The sequence below is a fragment of the Xanthomonas sp. NCPPB 2864 genome (genome assembly GCF_056675615.1).
In genome coordinates this window covers 173,344-197,785 of sequence record NZ_JBWWVS010000003.1, presented here as the reverse complement: position 1 = coordinate 197,785, position 24,442 = coordinate 173,344, and the positions used below count along the sequence as shown (strand labels likewise).

The following is a 24,442-nucleotide window of genomic DNA, read 5'->3' as shown; positions in this document are numbered from 1 at the left end:
TCCCGGCGATTTGCGCGTGAAAGTTATCGGCTACCATGACCGCCCTCCTCGTCCGGTCCGCGCCTTTATGCAGAACATCTCGACCACACGCGACCGCTGGGTGTGGGTGATCGCGGGGGCCCTGATGGCCGGAACGCTCGGCGTGGAATTGGTCACGCCGCTCGGCTATGCGGTGTGGCTGACCTATTTCGTCGCGGTGGGCGTGACGGTCTTCCAGAATCGCGTGCAGGTGCCCCTGGTGGTCGCCGCGCTCTCGTGCGTGTTGCTGGCCGTCGGTTTTCAGCTGGCGCCGTCCAGTACCAGCTCGAGTTTTTCCTCGATCAACCGCAGCATCGGCGGGGTGTCGTTCCTGGCGATGGCGCTGGTGGTGATGCAGGCCATCCGCGCGCGCCGCCAGGCCGAACTGGCGCTGTGGCTGCAGCAGGCCGAAAACACCGTCGAAGCGAGTTTGCGCGGTGATCACAGCCCCGACGATCTGGCCAATGCCGCCGTGCGCGCGCTGTGCGACACGCTGGATGCGCAGGTCGGCGCGTTGTATCGCATCGAGGGTGACCGCCTGCGTCTGACCGGCGGCGCCGCGCTGCCGGCCGATGTGTCCAGGACACTGCCGACCGATGCCGGCCAACTCGGCGAGGCCTTGCGCAGCGGCACGGTGCGCCGGGTGCGCGGTGTGGAAGCCGGACATCTGCAGATCGCCTCGGGCCTGGGCCGCAGCGCCTGCCAGGAACTGCTGCTGGCACCGGTCATCGCCGATGGGCGGGTGATCGGCATCCTCGAGCTGGGCCGTGCCGCTGCGCCGGGCACGGCCCGCACGCGCGAGGAAGAACTCCTCACGCGCTGCGGCGAGAACATCGGCCTGGCCTTGCGCACGGCATTGCTACGCGCGCAGCTGGTGGCCCTGTTGGAAGAAACCCAGCGCCAAAGCGAAGAGCTGCAGACCCAGCAGGAAGAGCTGCGCGTGGCCAACGAGGAGCTGGAGGAACAAAGCCGCAGCCTGCAGCAGTCGCAGAGCGATCTGGAACTGCAGCAAGCCGAGCTGGAACAGACCAACGTGCAGCTGGAAGAACGCACCCAGGCGCTGGAAGCGCAGAAGCAGGCCTTGCTGATCGCGCAGAACCAGCTGGTGCGCAACAGCAACGAGCTGTCCACCGCCTCGCGCTACAAATCCGAGTTCCTGGCCAACATGTCGCACGAGCTGCGCACGCCGCTCAACAGCGCGTTGATCCTGGCCAAGCTGCTGTCGGACAACAAGGACGGCACGCTCAGCCCCGAGCAGGTGAAATACGCGCAGGCGATCCTGTCGTCCAACAACGATCTGCTGGCGTTGATCAACGACATTCTCGACCTGTCCAAGATCGAGGCCGGGCATGTGGAACTGGCCGACGAAACCGTCGCCACCAGTTCGGTGCTGCAGCGCCTGCGCGAAACCTTCGAGCCGCTGGCGCGCCAGAAGGGCCTGGCGTTGCAGCTGGCTGCCGAATCCGACGCACCGACGCAACTGGTCGTCGACAGCCAGCGCCTGCAGCAGATCCTCAAGAACCTGCTGGCCAACGCGATCAAGTTCACCGAGCACGGCAGCGTCAGCCTGTCGATCCAGGCGCACACGCCCGGCCGGGTGCTGTTCAAGGTCAACGACACCGGCATCGGCATCGCGCACGAACAGACCGAGATCATCTTCGAAGCGTTCCGCCAGGCCGATGGCAGCACGCGTCGTCGCTATGGCGGCACCGGTTTGGGGCTGTCGATCTCGCGCGACCTGGCCCAGCGCATGGGCGGCAGCATCCGCGTGGACAGCCAGCCCGGACGCGGCAGCTGTTTCACGCTGGAATTGCCGATCGACGGCGCGCCGGCCGAGCCGGTCACCGCAGCACAGGCCAACGCGGGTGCGCTGGCGATCGGCGCCACGCCGTTGTCGCAATCCGCCAGTGGCACGGCCATGGCCTCGCGCCTCGATGGGCGCGCAACGGGTGCGTCCACGGGGATGCCGCTGCCGATTCCGGCAGCCGCCGCCCCGCCGCTGCAGCGCGCCGACGATGATCGCGACCAACGTACCCGCCCCGGCCGGCTGATCCTGGCGGTGGAAGACGAAGCACGCTTTGCACAGGCGCTGGTCGACCTGGCGCACGAGCTGGACTTCGATTGCGTGGTGGCGCCCAGCGCCGAAGAAGCGCTGCGCCTGGCCGCCGAACTGCGTCCCAGCGGCATCCTGCTCGACATCGGCCTGCCGGATGCGTCCGGCCTGAGCGTGCTCGAACGCCTCAAGCGCGATCCGGCCACGCGCCATATTCCGGTGCATGTGGTGTCTGCGCTGGAGCGCAGCCAGATTGCGCTGGAACTGGGCGCGGTGGGCTATCTGATCAAGCCGGCCACGCGCGAGCTGCTGGCGGGCGCGATCCGTCAACTGGAAGACACCAATGCACGCGCGGTGCGCCGCTTGCTGATCGTCGAGGACGACAGCGCGCTGCGCGCCAATCTGCAATTGCTGCTGGCGCGCGATCAACTGGAGATCATCGCGGTGGGCAGCATCGCCGAGGCGATGCAGCAGCTGGCCGGCTCGACCTTCGACTGCATGGTCACCGATCTGGCGCTGCCCGACGGCAGTGGCTACGACCTGCTCGAGCGCATGGCCGGCAACGATGCAGTCGCGTTTCCGCCGGTCATCGTCTACACCGGGCGCGCGCTCACCCGCGACGAGGAACAACGCCTGCGCCGCTATTCCAAGAGCATCATCATCAAGGGCGTGCGCTCGCCCGAACGCCTGCTCGATGAGGTGACGCTGTTCCTGCACAGCGTGGAAGCCTCGCTGCCCAGCGACCAGCAACGCCTGCTGCGCGAAGCGCGCCGCCGCGACGCGGTGCTGGACGGCGCCACCGTGCTGCTGGCCGAGGACGACGTGCGCAACATCTTTGCGCTCTCCAGCGTGCTCGAGCCGCTGGGCGTGACGCTGCAGATCGCCCGCAACGGCCGCGAGGCGCTGGAACATCTGGCCAAGCACGAAGTGGACCTGGTGCTGATGGACATCATGATGCCGGAGATGGACGGCCTGACCGCGATGCGCCAGATCCGCGCCAATCGCCAGTGGCAGGATCTGCCGATCATCGCGCTGACCGCCAAGGCCATGGCCGACGATCGCGAACGCTGTCTGGAGGCCGGTGCCAACGACTACATCGCCAAGCCCATCGACGTGGACAAGCTGGTGTCGCTGTGCCGGGTGTGGTGCTCGCGACAATGAACGCGGTGGAGCTGTTCGACCTGGAGCTGCGGGTGCTGCTGGAAGCGGTCTACCAGCGCTACCACTACGACTTCCGTGATTACGCGGTGTCGTCGCTGCGCCGGCGCATGCGCCACGCGATGGCACGCCTGGAGTGCGCCCGCGTGGCCGATCTGCAGCACCGCCTGCTGCACGAACCGGACACCTTTGCGCAGGCGATGCAGTTCTTCACCGTGCAGGTGTCGGAGATGTTCCGCGACCCGGCCTACTTCCGCGTACTGCGCGAGCATGCGGTGCCGGTCTTGCGCACCTATCCATCGATCAAGCTGTGGGTGGCCGGCTGCAGCACCGGCGAGGAAGTCTGGTCGCTGGCGATCCTGTTGCACGAAGAAGGCCTGCTGGAAAAGGCGGTGATCTACGCCACCGACATCAATCCCGAAGCCCTGGGCATGGCCGAGGCCGGCGCCTTCGGCATCGACCGCATCGCGCAGTTCAGCCGCAATTACCTGGATGCCGGCGGCCGCGGCTCGCTCTCGGACTACTACACCACCGCCTACGATGGCGCGGTGTTCGATCGCCGGTTGAAGCGCAATATCGTCTTCGCCGACCACAGCCTGGCCACCGATACGGTGTTCTCCGAAGTACACCTGGTGTCGTGCCGCAACGTGCTGATCTATTTCAACCGCAGCCTGCAGGACCGTGCCGTGGGCCTGTTCCACGATGCATTGGTACACCGTGGGTTCCTGGGCCTGGGCAGCAAGGAGTCGCTGCAGTTCGGTGCGCATGCGCAGGCGTTCGAAACCGTGGCACGCGAGCAGCGCCTGTTCCGCAAGGCGGCGGCATGAACGCAATGTACGCAGGGGCAGCGCAGTTCGACGCGATGGTGATCGGTGCCTCGGCCGGCGGCGTCATGGCCTTGCAGGCGCTGTTGTCCAGCCTGCCTGCGGACCTGCCGATGCCGGTGCTGGTGGTGTTGCACCTGCCGCGCGACCGCACCAGCCATCTTGCCGAGCTGATGGATGCACGCTGCGCCTTGCCGGTGCGCGAGGCCGAAGACAAGCGGCCGCTGCTTGCCGGCAGCGTGACCATCGCCCCGCCCGACTACCATCTACTGGTGGAAACGCGCGACAGCCTGGCGTTGTCGATGGATGCACCGGTGCTGTTCTCGCGCCCGGCGATCGACCCGCTGTTCGAATCGGCGGCCGACGTCTTCGGGCAGCGCCTGCTGGCGATCCTGCTCACCGGCGCCAGCAGCGACGGCAGCGCCGGCGTGGCGGCGGTGCGCGCAGTCGGTGGCACCGCCTGGATCCAGCGCCCCGACGATGCCGCCTCACCGCTGATGCCCGCCTCCGCTCTCGCCTATGCTGGCGCCGATGCGGTGCTCACCCTGCAGGCGATCTGCAGCCGACTGGAAGCCTTTCACCCATGAATCTCACCGCGACCGGCCTGGCTGCGCACAGCAATGGCGACGAGCCCGCCAAGCTGCTGATCGTCGACGACGTGCCGCAGAACCTGGTGGCGATGGAAGCGCTGCTGCAGCGCGACGGCCTCCAGGTGCTGTGTGCCGCGTCCGGCGCGCAGGCGCTGGAGCTGCTGCTCGAACACGATGTGGCGCTGGCGCTGCTGGATGTGCACATGCCGGAAATGGACGGTTTTTCGCTGGCCGAACTGATGCGCGGCTCGCAGCGCAGCCGGCATGTGCCGATCATTTTCCTGACCGCATCGCCGAACGATCCGATGCGCGCCTTCCAGGGCTACGAAACCGGCGCGGTGGATTTCCTGCACAAGCCGATCGAGCCGCACGTGATCCTGAGCAAGGTCAATGTGTTCATCGAGTTGTACCAGCAGCGGCGCCTGCTCAAGGCACGCAACGCCTCGCTGGAACGCGCGCTTACGCTCAACGAAACCATGATGGCCGTGCTCACCCACGACCTGCGTACGCCGCTGTCGGTGATCCTGCTGTGCGCCGACAAGCTCGGCCTGGATGTGAAGGCCGATGGCTCGGCCGCACGCACGCTCGATCACCTGGAAAACAGCGCGCGGCGGATGGCACGGATGGTCGAGCAGTTGCTGGATTTCTCGCGCCTGCGCAGCGACGGGCTGTCGATGCAGTTCGGCCCCTGCAATCTGGGCGAAGTCACCCACAGCGTGGTGGGCGAAGTGGCACAGGCCAACCCGCACACGCCGATCGACCTGCGTACCGAAGGCGATCTGGACGGCGATGGCGATGGCGATCGCCTGGCCCAGGTCGTGTCCAACCTGGTCGGCAATGCGGTGCTGCATGGCGGCAGCCAGCCGGTGCGGGTGCATCTGGACGGACGCGAACGCGACACGCTGCGGCTGTCGGTGCGCAATGTCGGGCGCATCCCGGACAGCCTGATGCCGCGCCTGTTCGAGCCGTTCAAGGCCAGCTTCCATGCCAGCCAGGGCCTGGGGCTGGGCCTGTTCATCGCCGACCAGTTCGTCAAGGCGCACGGCGGCACGCTGCAGGCGCGCAACGAAGACGGCGACGTGGTGTTTGAAGCCGTGCTGCGGCGACACAACCTGGCCGCGTAGTCGCGGCCATGCGGCGGCCGGGCAGCACGCCGAGCTGCCGCCACGGCGCACCCGGCAAGGCGTAAGGGGTGATCGAAACCCATGCAATCCCGATGCTGGCGGCCTGTCGCAACCCCAGCCCATCGCGACAACATAATCCCTCTGACGAACTCATCCAGGACGCCTCACGCAGCGCGCGGCGCATGCGATCCGACAACGGAAGCCGGCACGAAAGCGGTTTGCATCGTCATGCGGGCGCGACCAGTGCCCGCATGGCGGATGCGCCGTATGCTCGTACTCCACGCCCCGTCCCGGCGCAGCGTTCCAGCCTGTTTCGATCGCACCAGCATCTGTCGTCATCATCCGGCGCACGCCGTGCGCCATGTCCGAGGAGGTGGTCATGTCGTATGTGGATGGATTTGCACTCGCGGTACCCACGGCCAACAAGGCCGCGTTTCTGGAACATGCCCGCATGGGCGATGCCATCATCATCGAATACGGCGCGCTGCGCGTGGTGGAGTGCTGGGGCGATGACGTCCAGCATGGACAACTGACCGACTTCCACCGCGCGGTCGCTGCCGGCGAGGACGAAACCGTGGTGTTTTCGTGGATCGAATGGCCGGACAAGGCGACCCGCGATGCGGGCATTCGCAAGATGATGGACGACCCGCGCATGGACCCGTCGGTCAACCCGATGCCGTTCGATGGCAAGCGCCTGATCTACGGCGGCTTCGTTCCGATCCTGAGCCTGGGGCAATCGGGCTGAGCACTGCAGCACGCACGCGTGTCTGTCTTTCGCGTGCGCGCCGCCCCCCGGTGTTGCGGCAGTGGCCGACGGCACCGGGTCTTCGGCGTTGGCCGTTACACTGGCCGCATGCAGCCGCGCTCGCCGCCCACGATGCGCGGGCGCAGCGACTGTATTGCCTGCCACCGGAGACCACCGCATGACCGACGCACCGCTTTTGATCGCCTGCCCGAGCTGCGCTGCGATGAATCGTGTTGCAGCTGCGCGTCTGCGCGATGCACCCAACTGCGGCAGTTGCCACAAGCCCTTGTTCCTGGGCACGCCGGTGGCGCTCTCGGAGGCCGATTTCGATAAGCATGCGGTGCGCAGCGCGCTGCCGTTGGTGGTGGATTTCTGGGCGCCGTGGTGCGGGCCGTGCCTGAGCATGGCGCCGCAGTTTGCCGCAGCCGCGGCACTGCTCGAACCGCAGGTCCGGCTGGCGAAGGTCGATACCGATCTGCATCCGGCGCTGGGCACGCGCTTCGGTATCCGCAGCATCCCGACCTTGCTGCTCATCCGCGGCGGCAGTGAGCTGGGCCGTCACTCAGGCGCGGTGAGCAGCGCGCAGATCGTCAGCTGGGTGCAGTCGGTGTTGCGCAGCCGTTGACACACAAAACCCGCTGCATGATGCACGCAGCGGGTCTGGTTCTACGTTCTACGATCGGCATCACTGCGACACGCGCGCAGTGATGCAGTCGATCGATCAAGCACCGGGAGCGGCTGACCAGAGCACTGTGCAGCCGCTCGCTACTTTTCAGTCGCTCTTACTGCCAGTTGACGTTGACCGACACACCCACCACGCGCGGCTCGTTGTACACCGCCGCCATGTAGTTTTCGATCACGCCCTTGACGTTCTTCTCGTTGGTGATGTTGCGCGCAAACGCCGCCACCTCCCACGCGCCATAGCCGCCGGTGTAACCGAGCTTGAGGCCGCCTTCGAAATTGCCGTTGGCGCGGAACTCGGTGGAGTCGTACAGCACGAAGCTGGTTTCGCCCTGCTTGTTCCAGTCGGTGGAGACGAAGAAGGCGCCATCGTTGCCCACCGGAATGTCGTAGCGCGCGGCCAGGTTGAGGTTGTACTTGGGCGCGTTGGGCAGCGGGTTGCCGTCGATCTGCGCAAAGGTGTTGGCACCGACGCGGATGGTCGGGTCGTTGACCGTGCACACCACCACGCCGTTGAGCGCACAGGCCTGCGCGTAGACGCGATCGTCGTGGATTTCGCTATGCAACAGGCTCAGGCCGGCGGTTAGCGACAGGTTGGAGATCGGGCGCCAGTCCAGATCCGCCTCCAGGCCGTAGGCCTTGGCCTTGTCGGCATTGAACAGCACGCCGTTACCGTCCGAGTCGTTGCCGTTGAGCTGGATGTCGTCCACCGTATAGGTGAAGCCGCTGACGTTCAGACGCAGGCGGTTGTCGAACAGGCTGCTCTTGATGCCGGCTTCCCACGACAGGATGGTTTCCGAATCGGCGGTGGTGAAATCCGAATTGAACACCGCGCTGCGGCCCTGGATGGTCGGACCGCGGAAACCGCGTGCCACGCGCGCATAGACGCTCAGCTCGGGATTGATCTCATACATCGCGCTGAGATCCCAGCTGGGCTGGGTGTCGGACATGCGCACGTCGCGACGGCCGCGATAGGTCACCGCACCGGCGGCGGTATCGGCGGTCTTGAGCAGGCGGGTTTCCTTGCTGTCCTTGGTCTGGCGCAGACCGGCAGTCAGGGTGAGCGCGTCGGTGGCCTTGTAGCTGAGCTGCCCGAACCCGGCCCAGGAGGTATTGGTGTTGCGCAGGCGCACCCAGTTGTTGGGGTTGCGCGCGGCGGTCTGCAGGAAATACGCCCGCTGATAGAAATCGGTGGTATCGCGCCCGTCGAAGTAGAACGCGCCCACCTGCCATTGCAGAGCGTCGTCGCCTTCGCTGGCCAGACGCAGTTCCTGGGTGTACTGGTCCAGGTCGCGGATCTGCCCCATCGACTGGCCGAAGCCGTTCGGCACGCCGTTGACCGGGTAGTTGGCAGCTGCGCCGCCATCGGTGTCGCCACGGCTATAGCCGGAGGTGGTTTCGTAGGCAGTGATGGAGGTCAGCGACACGCCGCCGAAATCGTAGATCGCCTTGATCGAGCCGCCGTCGGTCTGATACGCCTGCGGGTTGTCGTGCGCCTCGTCGTAGGCCACGCGATTGCGCGGCACGTCGACCTTGTCGCTGCCGCGCGTGACCGCATTGCGCAGGAACAACGTGGAGGTACCGTCGTAGTCGCGGGTATGCACCGAGCCCAGCAGCGAGAACGCGTCGTTGGGCTTGAGCAGCAACTGCAGGCGCGCATTGCGGTCGTTGTAGCCGCCCATCGCATCCTTGCGTGGGGTACGCGTGCCATCGGCGCTACTGCCGGCGAAGGTATTGTCCACCCAGTCGTCGCGGTGCTGGTACAGGGCCGACACGCGGAACGACAGCACGTCGTTGATCGGGCCGCCGAAGCCACCGTCCAGAGATACCGTGTTGTAGCTGCCGTAGCTGGCATCGACGCGGCCGGTATAGGTATCGCCGGGTTTGATGGTGTCGAACTTGACGATGCCGGCGGTGGTGTTGCGGCCGAACAAGGTGCCCTGCGGGCCGCGCAGCACTTCGACCTGGTCCACGTCGTAGACCGGGTTGGACTTGAGCACCACGTGTTCCAGCACCACGTCGTCCTGGATGATGGACACCGGCTGCGAAGCGCCGAGGTAGAAATCGATATTGCCCAGGCCACGGATATAGAAGCGCGGGAAGATGCGCCCGGTGGTGGTCTCGGCATAGAAGCCCGGCACGCGGCCGGACAGCGCCAGCAGCGTGTCGTCGCCACCGGCGGTGAACTCGCGCATCGCCGCGCCCTGCACCACGCCCACCGACACCGGCACTTCCTGCAGGTTCTGCTCGCGGTGTTCGGCAGTGACGGTGACCGTATCCAGCGCGGTCGGGCTGCCCTCACCCTCACGCGTCGGCGCCTGCTGCGCAGAGGCAGCGGCGGCCAGCGAGGCAAGCAGCAGGCCGGCGCAGGCACGCGCCAGCGGCGTGCGCTGCAAGGCGGCGCGACGGCGTGCGGATGCGTGCGTGGTGGCGGACGTCAGGGACGCGGAGACAGACGAGTACAACGACATGCGAGATGATCCTTGGGTAGGTGACGCGAGGGGTGACACGGAGGCAAACGTGGCGATCAACATGACTGCGCGGCGATCAGGCGGGCACGGCCGGTACTTGGAATCGGCACGTCGCACTCGTACACGCCGGTTCCTCCCCCACCGTCCGCACCCACCTGACACCTGCTCGCCACGTGTTGTTGGCCACTCCAGCGTCCGTCGGCACCGGGCATGCCGGCCGACGACGCAAGGTGGCGCCGCGCGCACGATATGTCAGCAATGTTGCAGCTCTATGGCAAGCGTGTCGTTGCGCACATGGCCGCCGTTGCAGAGCCATGCCGCGGCGCGCGCCAGGCATTTCGAAACGGCATGCCTGCGCTGGCCGCGTGCTGTCATGCTGGCGCCATGCGGACGCGCTCAGCGGAGAGGAACAGAGCTTGAAACGACTTGGATGGATGGCGGGCGTACTGGCCGCAGTGAGTTGTCAGCTGGCGCAGGCCGGCAGCGCGGTGATCAGCCGGATCGACTACCAGGGCGATGACGGCGGCCCGATACCGACCGCGGCGCAGTACCGCAACCCGGTCGTGGCCGGTTTCCATCCTGACCCGTCGGCGGTCCGCGTCGGCGACGACTTCTATCTGGTCAACTCCAGCTTCGGCTATTTCCCCGGCCTGCCGGTGTTCAAGAGCCGCGATCTGGTGCACTGGACGCAGATCGGCAACGCGATCGATCGCCCCGATCAGATCAAATACGGCAACGACGAACTCACCCGCGGCCTGTTCGCCGCCAGCATCAGCCACCACGACGGCACCTTCTACATCGCCAACACCTGCTTCTACTGCGATGGCGGCAATTTCCTGATCACCGCCAAGGACCCGGCCGGGCCCTGGTCGAACCCGATCTGGCTGGATGCCAAGGGCATCGATCCATCGCTGTTCTTCGACGACGACGGCAGCGCCTGGCTGGTCAACAACGATGTGCCGGCCGGCAAGCTGCGTTACGACGGGCACCGCGCGATCTGGCTGCAGCGGCTGGATCTGGCCAGCATGAAACTGGTCGGCACGCGCCAGGTACTGGTAGATGCGGGCTTCCAGCCGGCCAGCAACCCCGAGCATATCGAAGGCCCGCACCTGTTCCGTCGCGATGGCTATTACTACCTGACCGCAGCCGAGGGCGGCACCGGCGAGCAGCATGCACAGATGATCTACCGCAGCCGCCAGATCGCCGGGCCCTACCAGCCCTGGAGCGGCAATCCGGTGCTGACCCAGCGCGATCTGGACCCCAGCCGCAGCGCGCCGATCACCTCCGCAGGCCACGCGCAATTGGTCGAATTGCAGGACGGCTCCTGGTGGGCAGTATTCCTGGCCACCCGCCCGTATCAAGGCAACCACTACACCCTGGGTCGCGAAACCTTCCTGCTACCGGTGCAATGGCGCGACGGCTGGCCGGTGATACTGCCGCACGGCACGGCTGTGCCTGCGGTTGCCACGCGCCCGCCGCTGCCGGCAGGCACGCAGGACGCACTCACCAGCGGGCCGATGCAGTGGAGCGAGCATTTCCAGGACGCGCGCGTGCCGATGCAATGGATGACCATCCATCCGCCAACGGCGCCGTGGTATGTCACCGGCCCGCAGGGTCTGCGCATCACGCCCTCGAGCGTGGCGCTGGGCGATATCGGCCGCGGGCAGCCGGCGTATCTGGGCCACCGTCTGCAGCATCACCACGCCACGCTGGCGGCGACCGTCGATGGCAGCACGCTGGCAGCGGGCGAACAGGCGGGGCTGGCGATCGTCGCCAGGGAAACGCATTACCTGGCCTTACTGCTGGTGCGCGAGGATGCCGGCATGTCGGTGGTGCTGTCGCGCCGCGCCGGGACGCAGGAGCCAGGCAGCGGCACCGTGCTGGCGCGCGCGCCGCTGGCCGATGCAACCCAACCGGTCACGCTGCGCTTCGCCCTGGATGGCGCACGCGTGCATGTGGATTACGCAGTCGGCAGCGGCCAGTGGCAGACGCTGCTGGAACAGGGCGATGCCCGCATGCTCAGCACCGACAGCGCTGGCGGTTTCCTGGGTGCCACGTTCGGCCCGTACGCGTACGCGCAGTGAGCGCACGCACGCCAACGACACGCCGGTGCTGCCGGCGCACTGCACAGGCATCCACTGCAGCCAGGCGCGTGCAGCACGGCGTGTCAGGCACAGGCGGCGCACACCTGAAACACACGCAGCTGGACGCTGGTTTGGACGCGCGCAACGCCTGAGGCGTCGCGGCACATCGCTATCGTTATCGTTGCGCGGCAGGCAGGCACCGACAGCTGGCGCCTACGCGCGTAAACCGCATCAGGCGCGGGTGGCGATCACGCTGCTATCGAGCATCTGCCCGACCATGTTGAGCAGATCGTTGAGGCTGAAAGGCTTGGGCAGCAGCGCCATGCCGTCGGCCAGGAATTCCTGGCGGGTGGCGGCGTTTTCGGCGTAGCCGGTGATGAACAGGATCGGCAAGCCCGGCCGCAGCGCGCGCGCCACGTCGGCCATGTCGCGCCCGTTCATGCCTGGCAGGCCGACGTCGGACACCACCAGATCGATCTCCACCCCGGCACGCAACTGATCCAGCGCGCCGTTGGCATCATCGGCTTCCACCACGTGGTAGCCGGCATCGCTGAGCACCTCGCTGACCATCATGCGCACCACATCAGTGTCGTCCACCAGCAAGATGCGCTCGCTGCGTGTACGGGGCGAACTCGGTGCCGGTGCCGGCGGCACTGCGCTGGCAGTGAGCCCGCGCGGCAGCAGCAAGGCCACCGTGGTTCCGCGGCCCACGGTGCTGGTGATGCGTGCAGTGCCGCCGGACTGGCGCGCAAAGCCATAGGTCATCGACAAGCCCAGGCCGGTGCCCTCGCCGATCGGCTTGGTGGTGAAGAACGGCTCGAAGACCTGATTGAGGATGGCCGGTTCGATGCCGCTGCCATTGTCGATCACGTTCAGCACCACGTAATCGCCATCGTCCAGTTCCGGATCGCCTTGCGCGGTGTAGGCAGCGCTCTGGATGCGGATGGTGCCCCGGCCCTTCAAGGCGTCACGTGCGTTGATCACCAGGTTGAGCACCACGTTTTCGAGCTGGTTGGCATCGGCCACCGCCACCAGTGGCGTGTCGGCCAGCTCCAGCTCCAGCACGATGTTCTCGCCGATCGAGCGGTGCAGCATGTCTTCCAGCGAACGCACGCGTGTGTTGATATCGAAGGCTTGCGCATCCAGCGATTGCTTGCGCGCGAAGGCGAGCATGCGCTGGGTCAGTGCGGCGGCGCGATGCGCCGAGCCGGTGGCGATCTCGGCCAGCCGCGGCACCCGCTCGATGCGGTTGGACTCGACCGCCAGCTGGATCATGTCCAGGCCGGAAATGATGCTGGTCAGCAGATTGTTGAAGTCGTGCGCGATACCGCCGGTGAGCTTGCCCAGCGCCTCCATCTTCTGCGCCTGCAGCAACTGGATTTCGGTGCGCTGGCGCTCGGCGATCTGGTGGGCCAGCTCGGTGGTGGCGGTATCCAGCTCCTGACGCTGCTCACGCTCGCGCAGGCGCTGTTCGGTGACGTCCTCGACCAGCAGCAGGCCCAGATCCGGTTCGCGATACGGCGACACGCGCCACTCGGTTTCGCGCACCTTGCCCTCGCGCAGGATCGACAAGGCACCGCTCCAGCGCTCGCGTTGCGCCAGCGCGTTGGTCAGCGCCTGCACGGTGGCGGCCTGGTCCACGCCGGGTACGGCAAGCGCCTCGCCGGGCGTGACGGTACCGATCAGGCGCTGGAACGCCGCGTTGGCCTCATGCGTGTGCAAGCTCGCATCGACCACCGCAATCGGTGCACTGATGTGCTCGAAGATCTCGCGGAAGCGTGCCTCGCTGATGCGCAAGGCGTCTTCGGCCTGGCGCGCGCGCAGCAGGGTGCGCAGCGTGGCGACCAGCACGCTGGGGTCGACCGGGTGAATCAGGTAGGCGTCGGCACCGGCCTCCAGGCCGGTGATCATGTCGCCGGTGGCGATCGACGCGGCCGACACGTGCACCACCGGCAGCAACGCGGTGCGCGGCTCGGCGCGCAGCGTGCGCACGATGTCAAAGCCGCTCATGTCCGGCAGATTGACGTCCAGCACCACCGCAGAGAATGCCTGCTCGGCCAGTTTGGCCAGGCCGTCGGTGCCGGTGCCGGCTTCTTCGACCACGAACTGATGGTGTTCGAGCACGCGGCGCACCGAATAACGCGTCACCGCGTTATCGTCGACGACCAGAATGTGTGGCTTACTGCCCAAGTGCATCCTCCGCTGCCAGCGTGACCGGCAGCACCACGAAAAATTCCGAGCCCTGCCCGACCACGCTGTTGATCCCCACCGTGCCGCCCAGCAACTCGGCAAACCGCTTGCAGATCGACAGCCCCAGACCGGTGCCGGTGAGGCGTTTCTGCAACGGCGAATCCACCTGTACAAAATCCTCGAACAAGGCGTCGTGAAGCTCGGCCGGAATGCCGATGCCGGTGTCCTGCACGCTGAAGCGCACATGGGTCTCGCCTTCCAGCTGCGCGAATACGCGCACATGGCCTTGCGGGGTGAACTTGAGTGCGTTGGAAATGAAGTTGCGCAGGATCTGCGCCAGTTTCTTGTCGTCGGTATAGAGCATCGGCAGCACCGGCGGGTCTTCGAAGATCAAGGTGGTGCTGCCGGCATCGGTGAGCGGGCGGAACATGCCGCGCAAGGCCGCAAACAGGTCCATCAGGTCGAACCAGCCCGGCGAGATGGTGATGCGCCCGGCCTCGATCTTGGCCAGATCCAGCAGGTCGTCGACCATCTCGGTGAGCTCGCGCGCCGAGGCGCTGACAAAGCGCACCTGCTTGGACTGCTCGGCAGTCAGCGGCCCGTCCATGCCGTCTTCCAGCAGCCGCGTGATGCTCAGGATCGAGCTGAGCGGGGTGCGGAACTCGTGGCTCATGTACGACAGGAAGCGGCTCTTGAGCTCGGACACATCGCGCAGCTGTTCGGCCTGCTGATCCAGCTCGGCATACAGCGCCAGCACGCCCTGGTTGGTCTCTTCCAGCTCTTCGCGCAGGGCCTGGTTCTGCCGCCGCAGCGCATCCAGTTCGGCCAGCGGATCGAGCGGCGGTGTCTCACCGGAAGCATTCATTGCAGGCCTCCCAGCCGCATGACAAATACGCCGCAATCGTCGCGGCCACGCGTGTAATCGCGCAACAGCACCGCCGCAATCAAGCGCGGATGGCGCGACAGCAGGCCCGGGTGATCGCGCAGGTTCCAGCGCGATTGCAGGCCATCGCTGTGCATGACCAGCAGCTTGCCGGCGGCATCCGCAAAATCGAACGGCTGCGCCTTGCGGAACTGCACCCCGACGATGCCCGGATGCGACGGCATGCCACGCACGCCGTCGCCATCGCACAGCGAGGCGACGATATTGCCCACCCCGGCAAAGCGCACCCGGCCGGTGCTGCTGTCGAACTGCATCACCGCGGCCGCGCCGCCGCGGGTACCGGACATACCGGCATGCAGCTGCGCGATGCGCTCGCCGGGTTCGCCGCGGGCCGTCGCCGCCGCGCGCGCGCCGGCATCGGCGGCTTCGGCGGCGCCCGGACCGTGGCCCAGGCCATCGATCAGGGTAACGGTCGCCCGCTGCTCGCCGATCGCCAGATGCCAGGCATCGCCGCACACCGTTTCGTTGTGCAGCGGCAGGCGAATGGCGCCGTACGGCAGGTCCAGCTCGGCGCGTTGCTGCGCAAACAACCGTGCCATCACCACCGCACCCTTGGCATCGGAATACGCATCCAGCACCTGCGCCTGGCGCTGGATCGCACCCAGCCCGGTACCTGGCGTGCCGGCGGTGGAATAGCCATCGCGCAGGCCGTCCACGAGTGCGAACCCGGGGCCGCCGTCGATGGCGCAGATCTCCACGCCCATGCCCTGGGCGGTGGCGACCGTGGACAGTTGCAGCACGCCGCCACGTCCATGCTTGACCATGTTGGTGGCAAGCTCGGTGGCCACCAGCGCCACGCGCCCGCAGGCGGCCTCATCGAAACCCAGTGCCTGAGCCAGCACCGCCGCCTCGCGGCGCGCCTGCCCGACCTGGCTGGTTTCGTCGACGCGAAACGCGCGCGTAACCTCGCCGGCGAGCATCACTTCCATTTGGTGATGGTGATCCGCGTACCCTTGCCGGCCGCGGTGTCCAGCACGAAATCATCCACCAGCCGACGGCTGCCGGACAGGCCCAGCCCCAGCCCGCTGCCGGAGGTCCAGCCATCGGTGAGCGCCAGATCCAGGTCGGGAATGCCGGGGCCCTCGTCGCGGAAGGTCAGCTGCACGCCCTTGCGGATGCCGCTTTCCACCAGGGCCCAATCCATGTCGCCGCCGCCGCCGTAGATCACGGTGTTGCGGGCCAGCTCGCTGGCTGCGGTGACCAGCTTGGTCTGGTCGACCAGACGCAGGCCGCACTGCACTACCAGCTTGCGTACCGTCTGCCGGGCCAGCACCACATCCTGTTCGGTGCGCACCGGTTGCGAACCGGTGGTCATGAAGCCTGATCGGGTTGCTGCAACAGGCGCATGCCGCGTTCGACATTGAGCGCGGTGCGCACCGACGGCAGGGTCAGGCCCAGCTCGACCAGCGTGATCGCCACGGCCGGCTGCATGCCCACCACCACGGTCCTGGCATCCATGATTGCCGCCAAGCCGGAGATGGTGCTGATCATGCGGCCGATGAAGGAGTCGACGATGTCCAGTGCGGAAATGTCGATCAGCACGCCGCGCGCGGAAGTGGCGCTGATCTTTTCCGACAGGTCTTCCTGCAGCGTCATTGCCAGTTGGTCGTGCATGTCCACCTGGATGGTGACCAGCAGCAGGTCGCCCATCCGCAGGATCGGGATGCGCTCCATGTCAGCCCGCCTTGCCCACGGTCACGCCGATGCGCTTGAGCGCCAGCGCCAGTGCGTCGGACAGGTTCGCCTTGGTGACGATGCCCTGCAGGTCCAGGCCCAGGTGCACGATGGTCTGCGCGATCTGCGGGCGCACGCCGCTGATGATGGCATCGGCGCCCATCAGGCGGATCGCGGTGACGGTCTTGAGCAGGTGCTGCGCCACCAGCGTGTCCACGGTGGGCACGCCGGTGATGTCGATGATGGCGATTTCCGAGCCGGTGTCGACGATGCGCTGCAGCAGCGACTCCATCACCACCTGGGTGCGCTGCGAATCCAGCGTGCCGATCATCGGCAGTGCCAGCACGCCCTCCCACAGCTTGACCACCGGGGTGGACAGCTCCAGCATTTCTTCCTGCTGGCGCACGATGATGTCTTCGCGGGTCTTCTGGAACGCCTTGACGGTGTACAGGCCCAGACGGTCCAGCAGCTCAGACAGCGCCCACAGCTGCTGGCCCAGTTCTTCAGGCGTATCGGCGTACTCGCGCTGCACCAGCGCAAACAGCACCCGCTTGAGCGAGAAGATGAAGTTGGCGGTTTCCTGCGAATCGAAGCCACGGGTGGCGCGGTCGCGCGAGAGGTTTTCCAGGAAACGACGCACCTCGCTCCAGTCGGCGCTATCCAGGCTGCTGCCGCCGTCCTTCAGGGAAGCGACCAGCAGATGCAAAAAGTCCGCGCTCTGGGTTTCGACGTCCTGCCGGGAAATACGTCCATCGCTGCCCAGGCTGGAGCTCAGCCATGCAGCCAACAACGCCGTTTCCTGGCCACGAATCGCATCGATCGAGCGCTGCTGCAATGCCACCATGAGTTCACCCGCCGAGAGTAGAAGAGAGAAGGCTGGGCATGCGGGACGATGGCGCCCCCTGACTGGCGCGGCGCCCCCACGCCGAAGCGCAGCAGAATAAAGCAATTCAGTTTCGGCAACCAGCAACGAACCTGTAGCGGTCAGAGGAAGGTCCAGACAGAGTTTGACATTGCGGCGCACGCGGTGAACGTGAGCGCGACCACGCCTGGAAAGATGCGATAACTGCCGTCCCGTTCCCTTGCCACCGGCGCGACAATTGCGGGCGCGACGGCCGCCGGTTGGCGTCCACCGCCGGCTCGGCCGTGCGTGCAGCCGCCGACCGCTATGCAACGGTGGTCATGGTTTTGCGGGCGGAGCGCGTCTGACGCCGCCCCATACCTGTCGGAAGCGCGCATCCCATGCCAGCGGACGCGCCCGCTGCGCCGGCTGGCCCGCTTGTCCACAACCGGCACCGCATGCAACGCGCTGTGCCACCGGCAGAGTGTCTGCGCGGCGGCCGGGCGTGTTCTGATCGCAGCCTGCTTTTCTCAGGTGGTCGCTCTCCATGTCATCGCTGTTCTCTCCGTATCAACTCAAGGACGTCACCCTGCGCAACCGCATCGCGGTGCCGCCCATGTGCCAGTACACCGCCGTCGACGGCCTCAGCAACACGTGGCATCAGGTGCACTACGCCAGCATGGCGCGCGGCGGTGCGGGCCTGGTCATCGTCGAGGCCACCGGCGTGTCGCCGGAAGGACGCATCACCCCCGGGTGCCTGGGCCTGTGGAACGACGCCCAGGCCGAGGGACTGGCGCGCATCGCGGCATCGATCAGCGCTGCCGGCGCGGTGCCAGGCATCCAGATCGGCCACGCCGGCCGCAAGGCCAGTGCCAACCTGCCGTGGGAAGGCGACGACCACATCCCCGACGGCGACCCGCGCGGCTGGGACACCATCTCGCCCTCGGCCATCGCCTTCGGCGGCGGCCTGCCCAAAGTGCCGCGTGAGATGACGCTGGACGACATCGCCCGCGTGCGCGGCGATTTTGTCGCCGCCGCACAGCGCGCGCGCGATGCCGGCTTCCAGTGGCTGGAGCTGCATTTTGCCCATGGCTATCTGGCGCAGAGCTTCTTCTCGGTACACGCCAATCAACGCCAGGATCACTACGGCGGCACGGCCGACAACCGTGCGCGCTTCCTGCTGGAAACGCTGCAGGCCGTGCGTGCGGTCTGGCCGGAACAGCTGCCGCTCACCGCACGCTTTGGCGTGATCGAATTCGATGGCCGCGACGAAGAGACCCTGCAGGAAGCCATCGCACTGACGCGTAACTTCAAGCAAGGCGGCCTGGATCTGCTCAACGTCAGCATCGGCTTCAGCACCCCGACTGCGCAGATTCCATGGGGACCGGCCTTGCTGGCGCCTTACGCCGAACGGGTCAGCCGCGAGGCGCAGCTGCCGGTTGCCTCGTCCTGGAACATCGACGATCCGCTGGAAGCCGACCGCGTCGTCGCCGCCGGACAGATGGAGCTGGTGATGGTCGGCCGCGCGCACCTGGCCAACCCACACTGGCCGTATCACGCCGCACTGGCCCTGGGCGAAGAACGCCCGTCGTGGGTGCTGCCGCCCTCGTACGCGCACTGGCTGGAGCGCTACGGCAAGCGCAGCTGATCGGGCAGCTGCCATGCACTGCGAGATAGCCGTACAGGCGAATGCTCAGGTCTGCTGCGGGCGCTTACACCGGGTTTCCAGGGATGGATTCCCGGCGTGTCCCGACACTGCATGCGGCGCCGCGCCGCCGACCAGCTCCGCAGACCTGGCAATCTTGTGCAAGACCTCTGCCGGTTCCATGCGAATGCTGCGGTCTGCCGAGGGCGCTTGCACGCGTACCGGCGTAGGACACGCCGCAAGTACGTCCCTGTAGGCTCTGGCGCGGCATCCATGCCGCGCAAGGTCCCACGCCGGCACGCGTGCAAGCACCACCGGTTGTTGTCGGTTGCTGAAAGAAATGCGGAGGGTCAGCTGAGCTGCACGTTCTTCCTAGCGTCCATTCCTGGCGACGTGACAGTAGATGGAAGGCTTACTGATGACATCGGCCACGAAGTCCGCAGGCATCAACACCTGCTTGAAGTATTGCTTGCCGATCAGCGATAGCAATATGGGGAGCGTGGCGCCGCGTCCGGTGGCGGGACCGTATGGCGACATGGATGTCGCCACCGAGCCTCCAGGGACGGATTCACGGCGTGTCCCGACACTGGATGCGGCGCCGCGCCGCCGAACGACTCCGCACACCGATCAATCTTGCGCACGACATCCACCGGTTCTTCGCGAATGCCTCGGTCTGCCGAGGGAGCTTGCACGCGTACCAGCGTAGGACACGCCGCAAGTACGTCCGTGTAGGCTCTGGCGCGAGATCCATGCCGCGCAAGGTCCCACGCCGGCAACCGCGCAAGCACCACCGATTGCTATCGGTTGCGGAAAGAAATGCGAACAGCCAGATGGGCTGCACGTTCTTCCGAGCATCACCATTCCTGACGACAGGCCAGCAGTTGGCACGCAAACCACGCATGCCAATCCCGAATGCCCAATCCCCAATCCCGGCGGCAGCGGCGACCGCATCAGCAGCCGCTGCACGACGAGCTTGATCGCCGCCTACAGCCCGTAACGCTCCACTGCGTCCAGATGCGGGCGCGGGTCCTGATCGCAGGCCTCGGCCAGGCGCAGCCAGCACATCGGGTGCGCCCACTGCGCGGTTGTGGCCAGCAGGACGCGATGCAGTTCCAGCGGCGGCGCCGCTTCCGGCAGCGCCACGGTGAACAGCACGCCCGGCAGACCCGTGCTCGCATCTTCCGGGTCGAACGCCTCCGCGTGTTGCGGATCGACCACACGATAGTCGTCGCGACTATGCAGCCACAGTTTCCAGCCACGCGCTTCGATGTCCTCGCGCAAGGCCTCGATCGCCTGCTCGCCGGGATGCACGCCATCCACCAGCCAGCTGCTGCCGTAACCACCCGCCTCCAGCACATGCACCTGCGCATAGGTCGGCACGAAGCGCTCGCGCTCGGCCTCGTCCTCCGGCGGCGGATACAGCAGTTCGGCATCGAACACCACCCAGTCGCCGACGTGCTGGCGCCGATGCGCCGGTGCATTTTCGACGATACGCGCGGTGACCGGGCCGGTGCGCCGCGCGTAGTACTCGGCTGCCTCGCCGTCATCCACGCAGCGCACGATCACCCAACCCCAGGTTTCTTCGACCACGCCGCTGGTGCTGCTCAGCTCCATGCCGAGCGCCAGCGCCGAGGCGCGCACCGCGTCCCACTGCTGCGCCGCGCTGGCCGCGGTCATGTGATCCCAATGCGCCGAGCGCGGCTCTTCCATCAACTCGGTCAGCTGTCGATACACCTCGGTGGCATCGGCGAAGCGGCCGGTGTTGAGATACATGCGCCCCAGCAAGCCGCGCGCACCGTGCGAGCCGGGCGACAGTTCCAGCAACGCGGTGCAGGCCTGCTCCAGCGCCGGCCAATCGGCCAGCCGCTGGGCCAGCTGCGCTTCGCACCACAGCGCCGCCACCGGCACCAGCGGGCGATACAGCTGCGCCAGCCGGCGCAGGCCGGCCTCGTCGCCACGGCCCAGCAGCAGATTCATCAGCCGGAAGGTCGGGCTGGTTTCGCGATCGGCATGCCGCTGCACGAAGGCCCACAGCAGCGCGATCGCCTCGTCGTCGGCCGCACATGCACTCAATGCCGACGCCGTGGTGTCCACCAACTCGGCATCGTCGGGTCGCTCGGCCACTGCCTGCAGCAACCACTGCGCTTCGCGCTCGGGGTTACGCGCCACGTCTTCGCCCTGCGCGTCCAGCCATGCCAGCAACTGCTCGGCGGGCACCGGCGCCGGCTCGCCGGCCGGTGCGGTTTCGATGCGCACGGCCAGACCGTCCAGCAGTTGCGTGGCGCCCCGGTCCTGGCGCAACTTGGGCACGTGCGCACGCGCAAGCGCCAGGTGGCGGCGTGCGGTCCACACCGCGCCACGCTGCAAGGCCAGCCCGATCGCCATCTCGGCCGCGTCGATCAGGATGCGATGCGCACCGACCTGCGCGTAATGATCGAGCATCACCTGCAGGCGGCTGCCCAGATCCCAGGTATTGCGCTCGGGCTGGCGCGATACCAGCACCACCACCGCACGCAGCCAGTGCAGGCGGTAGCGCGGCGCGACCTCGCGCCACGGCAGAAACGCTTCCAGCGCTTCGTCGTCACGATTCAACATTGCCAAGGCGCGGGCTTTCTGCAAACGCCGCGGCTGACTGCAGTTGGCCCACTCCGCCCCCTCGCGCGCAGCCTCGCGTTCGCGCTGCTCGATCAGTGCCAGCGCGTCTTCCGCGCGGCCCAGCGAGAGCAGAATCGAGATGCGCATGTCCGGCACGCCGTCGTAGATCTGCCCGCCATGCGCAACAATGGTCTGCGACTGCTGCTCCAGATAACTCAGCGCCGCCTCACCGCGTCCGTCGTCGAGCAAGGCATCGGCTTTTTCGCAGCTCAGGCACTGGTAGCACGACCAGCTCGGATCGATGCGGCCCAGCGTTTCCTCGCACACCTCGATGCGCTCTTCCACCCAGCCCGGACCGTCGATATTGGCGTAGCACGCGGCCAAATCCTGGGTCACGCACACCGACTGCGGGCATTCCACCGCATCAGGGCGGTGCGCGCGTTCGAACAGCGTCACCGCATCGCTCAGCGCACGCTCGCCTTCGCACAGGTTGCCGACCCGGTTGCGCATTTCCCAATGCCCGACGAACACCTCCAGCCACGGATTGGCCAGCGTCTTGCCCAGCGCACGCGCCTCGGGCAACAGCGCTTCGGCACGTTCGATCTGCAGGTCGCAGATATGGTCGGTCAGGCGCGTCAGCAGTTGCGCATTCTGCGGCTGCCCGGCTTCGCCCAGATCGTCCTGCAGCTTCTCCACCCAGTTCCAGATTTCCATCGTGTTGCTCCTTCGATGCGGCGCTCAGCGTGCCAGCAATTGGGTCACGGCCTCGGCAAGATCGCCGAAGGCCCGATTCAAATCCGATCCGCCCGATGCGTTGGCACCGGGCTGCGGCTGGGTGCGCCCCTGCGCCGACACGATCACCTTCAGTGAGCGCAGCAGCCGTGCCGCCACCGCCGCCTGCGGATTGCCGGCGCGTTGCGCCGCCAGCAGCGCCTGCAATGCCGGGTTATCGAGATTCAGGTACAGCCGCTGGGTCTGGCGTGCTTCGATCCCCGCCGTGAACTGCCGGGCCAGCCGCAGCGCAGCGGTGGACACGCGCTTGTCGTTCTCGTCCTGCTCCAGGCGGCGTTTCAGTTCGGCCTCGCGGTCGGGCACCACCACCAACGGCAATGCCTCGGGGCTGAAACGCGCCGGCACCAGCGCTTCGCCATCGCCCAGATGCTGTTCCAGCCAGGCCAGTTCGTCGGCCGGCAGCGTGTCCAGCTGGAACAACTGCCGGTTGCCCTGCTCGGTGCCCAGCTCGACCAGGCGCACGCCCTTGGCCTGCGTCCAGCGGCGCAGGAACGGCACCACCGCATAGCGGTTTCCGTAGGCCACCGGCACGCCCATCGCGCGGAACAGCATTTCTTCGAAACCGCTGTCGCTGTCCAGTATCACGTGCACCGCACCACGCGCCGGCAATTGCTGCGCCGGCAGGTCACCCTGCGAGGTCGGCACCCGCACGTGTTCCATCAGCAACTCGAACAGACGCTCGTCGCACAAGGCAGCGCCCAGCAATGCCTCGTTGTGCCGCAGCAGGATGCGCCGCCAGGCTTCCGGCTGCTGACGCGCCACATCGGCCAGGCCCTGCACCAGCGCCTCGGACAGCGCGTGCTGCACGGCCGCGTAGGTGGCATCGCGCTGCAGGTCTTCGCGGCTGGCGGTGGGCGTCAAGCGGTTGGATTCGATCACGCCCCCGATAAAGCCCGCCCACGGCGGCAGCAGTTCGCGCGCGTTGTCGTCCAGCAGCATGCCGCGCAGGAACACCGACAGATTGCGGTTGTCGCTGGTGCCGTAGGTGGCTCCGTCCTGCACCCACAGCAGGCCGACCGCATCGCTGCCCTCCTCCGCGCGCACCGGCATGCAGCACAAGGGTTCGAAGTTGCGCTCGAAACGTGCAGCAAACTCGCGTTGGCGCCGCCAGGCCTGCACCGGATGCAACGGCACCGCATCGTGCATGCGCCACGGCGGCGGCTCGGGGTTGATCGCCTGGGTATCGGAGCCGATCCAGATCGGCTCGCGCAGCAGCGCGCAATAGCGCGACAGGATCTCGCGCAGCCGTGCTTCCTGGGCCAACGACAGATAGTCCTGGTGCAGTTCCAGCACCACTTCCGTCCCGACCTGCGCACGCGCCGGGATCGGGCTCACCGTGTATTGCTCGGCATTGCTGGAGATATAGCAATGCCCCAGCGTCGGGCTCTGGTAGGAGGTGGTGCGCACGGTGACGCGGCGCGCCAGCACGAAGGCCGACAGAAAGCCCAGCCCGAACATGCCGATCAGGCCGCTGTCCTCATGCCCGCCCTGACGCAGGCCACGCGTATACCCCACGCCGACCGTGGCCAGGTAATCGTGGATTTCCTGCTGGGTCAGCCCGGCGCCGGTGTCGATGATGCGCACGATGCCCTGGGCAGCGTCGGCATGCACTTCGATGCGCGATTCGCCTTGCCAGTCGGGTTGTTCCAGCCGGCGACGCAGGATCGAGTCGTGCGCGTTCTGCACCAGCTCGCGCAGCGCGACCACCGGCGTGGAATACAGATGCTTGCTGAGCACGGACATCAGTCCGTTGAGATCGACGCCTGCACGGCGGATCTGGGAGGCGTCCGTCGCCTCGGAGGTGTGATCTTGCATGATCGTTCGTCGTTTCCTTGGCGGCCACGCCCATCCTCGGACGCGCCTTCCTGGGTGGCAGTGCGAGCCGAACAGGATAGCCGCAAGCCACGCCGCACGCACGCACGCCGCACTCTCACGGCTTCCAATGCCTGGCCCGCCGTTCGGTCGCCACTACAGCATGCCCCTCGGAAACGACACGCCACGGCCTGCATCGACG

At 66.8% G+C, this 24,442-nt stretch carries 17 protein-coding genes and 1 other RNA gene; 9 read left to right on the top strand and 9 right to left on the bottom strand.

Features of this window, described 5'->3' with window-relative positions:
• The first annotated feature begins 67 nt into the window (after positions 1-67).
• The 6 genes from AC1KVE_RS09175 to trxC all read left to right on the top strand — a co-directional run bounded on the left by AC1KVE_RS09175 (position 68) and on the right by trxC (position 7,137).
• Positions 68-3,232: a response regulator gene (locus tag AC1KVE_RS09175; protein ID WP_481092328.1), complete on the top strand. Its 3,165-nt coding sequence runs from the start codon at positions 68-70 to the stop codon at positions 3,230-3,232.
• Positions 3,205-4,056 carry a CheR family methyltransferase gene (locus tag AC1KVE_RS09170; RefSeq protein WP_481092327.1) on the top strand — a complete coding sequence of 284 codons (852 nt, stop codon included), beginning with the start codon at positions 3,205-3,207 and terminating at the stop codon, positions 4,054-4,056. The genes AC1KVE_RS09175 and AC1KVE_RS09170 overlap by 28 nt, the downstream gene beginning before the upstream one ends.
• Before the next feature lie 5 nt (positions 4,057-4,061).
• A complete protein-coding gene (locus AC1KVE_RS09165; protein WP_166771371.1) occupies positions 4,062-4,640 on the top strand; it encodes a chemotaxis protein CheB in 579 nt (192 codons plus the stop codon).
• Positions 4,637-5,767 carry a hybrid sensor histidine kinase/response regulator gene (locus tag AC1KVE_RS09160; protein ID WP_481092326.1) on the top strand — a complete coding sequence of 377 codons (1,131 nt, stop codon included), beginning with the start codon at positions 4,637-4,639 and terminating at the stop codon, positions 5,765-5,767. The genes AC1KVE_RS09165 and AC1KVE_RS09160 overlap by 4 nt, the downstream gene beginning before the upstream one ends.
• 379 nt (positions 5,768-6,146) lie before the next feature.
• A complete protein-coding gene (locus tag AC1KVE_RS09155; protein ID WP_102581794.1) occupies positions 6,147-6,512 on the top strand; it encodes a DUF1428 domain-containing protein in 366 nt (121 codons plus the stop codon).
• 178 nt (positions 6,513-6,690) lie between these two features.
• The gene (gene trxC / locus AC1KVE_RS09150) at positions 6,691-7,137 is read left to right on the top strand and encodes a thioredoxin TrxC (protein WP_481092325.1); all 447 of its coding nucleotides are present in this window, start codon (positions 6,691-6,693) and stop codon (positions 7,135-7,137) included.
• A gap of 157 nt (positions 7,138-7,294) precedes the next feature.
• Here the strand turns inward: trxC and AC1KVE_RS09145 are convergent, their stop codons facing one another.
• The gene (locus tag AC1KVE_RS09145) at positions 7,295-9,664 is read right to left on the bottom strand and encodes a TonB-dependent receptor (protein WP_481092324.1); all 2,370 of its coding nucleotides are present in this window, start codon (positions 9,662-9,664) and stop codon (positions 7,295-7,297) included.
• A 108-nt stretch (positions 9,665-9,772) separates the two neighbouring features.
• Here AC1KVE_RS09145 and AC1KVE_RS09140 point away from each other — a divergent pair.
• Both AC1KVE_RS09140 and AC1KVE_RS09135 read left to right on the top strand, forming a co-directional pair.
• A non-coding RNA gene (locus AC1KVE_RS09140) (sX9 sRNA) lies at positions 9,773-9,849 on the top strand.
• Between the two features lie 249 nt (positions 9,850-10,098).
• Positions 10,099-11,748 (top strand): glycoside hydrolase family 43 protein, encoded by a 1,650-nt coding sequence (locus tag AC1KVE_RS09135; protein WP_481092378.1) that lies wholly within the window; start codon positions 10,099-10,101, stop codon positions 11,746-11,748.
• Between the two features lie 231 nt (positions 11,749-11,979).
• Here AC1KVE_RS09135 and AC1KVE_RS09130 read toward each other — a convergent pair whose 3' ends face one another.
• Genes AC1KVE_RS09130 through AC1KVE_RS09105 form a run of 6 tightly spaced genes read right to left on the bottom strand, consistent with a single transcriptional unit; the run spans position 11,980 to position 17,399 of the window.
• Complete coding sequence (locus AC1KVE_RS09130; RefSeq protein ID WP_481092323.1) at positions 11,980-13,938, bottom strand: response regulator; 1,959 nt, start codon at positions 13,936-13,938, stop codon at positions 11,980-11,982.
• Positions 13,928-14,803 (bottom strand): sensor histidine kinase, encoded by an 876-nt coding sequence (locus AC1KVE_RS09125; protein ID WP_065031873.1) that lies wholly within the window; start codon positions 14,801-14,803, stop codon positions 13,928-13,930. Before AC1KVE_RS09125 ends, AC1KVE_RS09130 begins: the two co-directional genes overlap by 11 nt.
• Positions 14,800-15,810: an ATP-binding protein gene (locus tag AC1KVE_RS09120; protein WP_046342036.1), complete on the bottom strand. Its 1,011-nt coding sequence runs from the start codon at positions 15,808-15,810 to the stop codon at positions 14,800-14,802. The genes AC1KVE_RS09125 and AC1KVE_RS09120 overlap by 4 nt, the downstream gene beginning before the upstream one ends.
• Positions 15,801-16,196, bottom strand: a complete 396-nt coding sequence (locus AC1KVE_RS09115) for an ATP-binding protein (RefSeq protein ID WP_016901512.1) — start codon at positions 16,194-16,196, stop codon at positions 15,801-15,803. Before AC1KVE_RS09115 ends, AC1KVE_RS09120 begins: the two co-directional genes overlap by 10 nt.
• The gene (locus AC1KVE_RS09110; protein WP_102256862.1) at positions 16,193-16,555 is read right to left on the bottom strand and encodes an STAS domain-containing protein; all 363 of its coding nucleotides are present in this window, start codon (positions 16,553-16,555) and stop codon (positions 16,193-16,195) included. The genes AC1KVE_RS09115 and AC1KVE_RS09110 overlap by 4 nt, the downstream gene beginning before the upstream one ends.
• Position 16,556: 1 nt before the next feature.
• Positions 16,557-17,399, bottom strand: a complete 843-nt coding sequence (locus AC1KVE_RS09105) for an STAS domain-containing protein (protein WP_024938085.1) — start codon at positions 17,397-17,399, stop codon at positions 16,557-16,559.
• Positions 17,400-17,943: 544 nt separating this feature from the next.
• Between AC1KVE_RS09105 and AC1KVE_RS09100 the strand changes: the two genes are divergently transcribed.
• On the top strand, positions 17,944-19,044 hold the full coding sequence (locus AC1KVE_RS09100; RefSeq protein ID WP_104647180.1) for an NADH:flavin oxidoreductase/NADH oxidase: 1,101 nt from the start codon (positions 17,944-17,946) through the stop codon (positions 19,042-19,044).
• A 981-nt stretch (positions 19,045-20,025) separates the two neighbouring features.
• Here the strand turns inward: AC1KVE_RS09100 and AC1KVE_RS09095 are convergent.
• Positions 20,026-22,350 (bottom strand): tetratricopeptide repeat protein, encoded by a 2,325-nt coding sequence (locus AC1KVE_RS09095; RefSeq protein ID WP_481092322.1) that lies wholly within the window; start codon positions 22,348-22,350, stop codon positions 20,026-20,028.
• A gap of 24 nt (positions 22,351-22,374) precedes the next feature.
• Positions 22,375-24,243, bottom strand: a complete 1,869-nt coding sequence (locus AC1KVE_RS09090) for an ATP-binding protein (protein WP_024940066.1) — start codon at positions 24,241-24,243, stop codon at positions 22,375-22,377.
• Positions 24,244-24,442 lie beyond the last annotated feature (199 nt).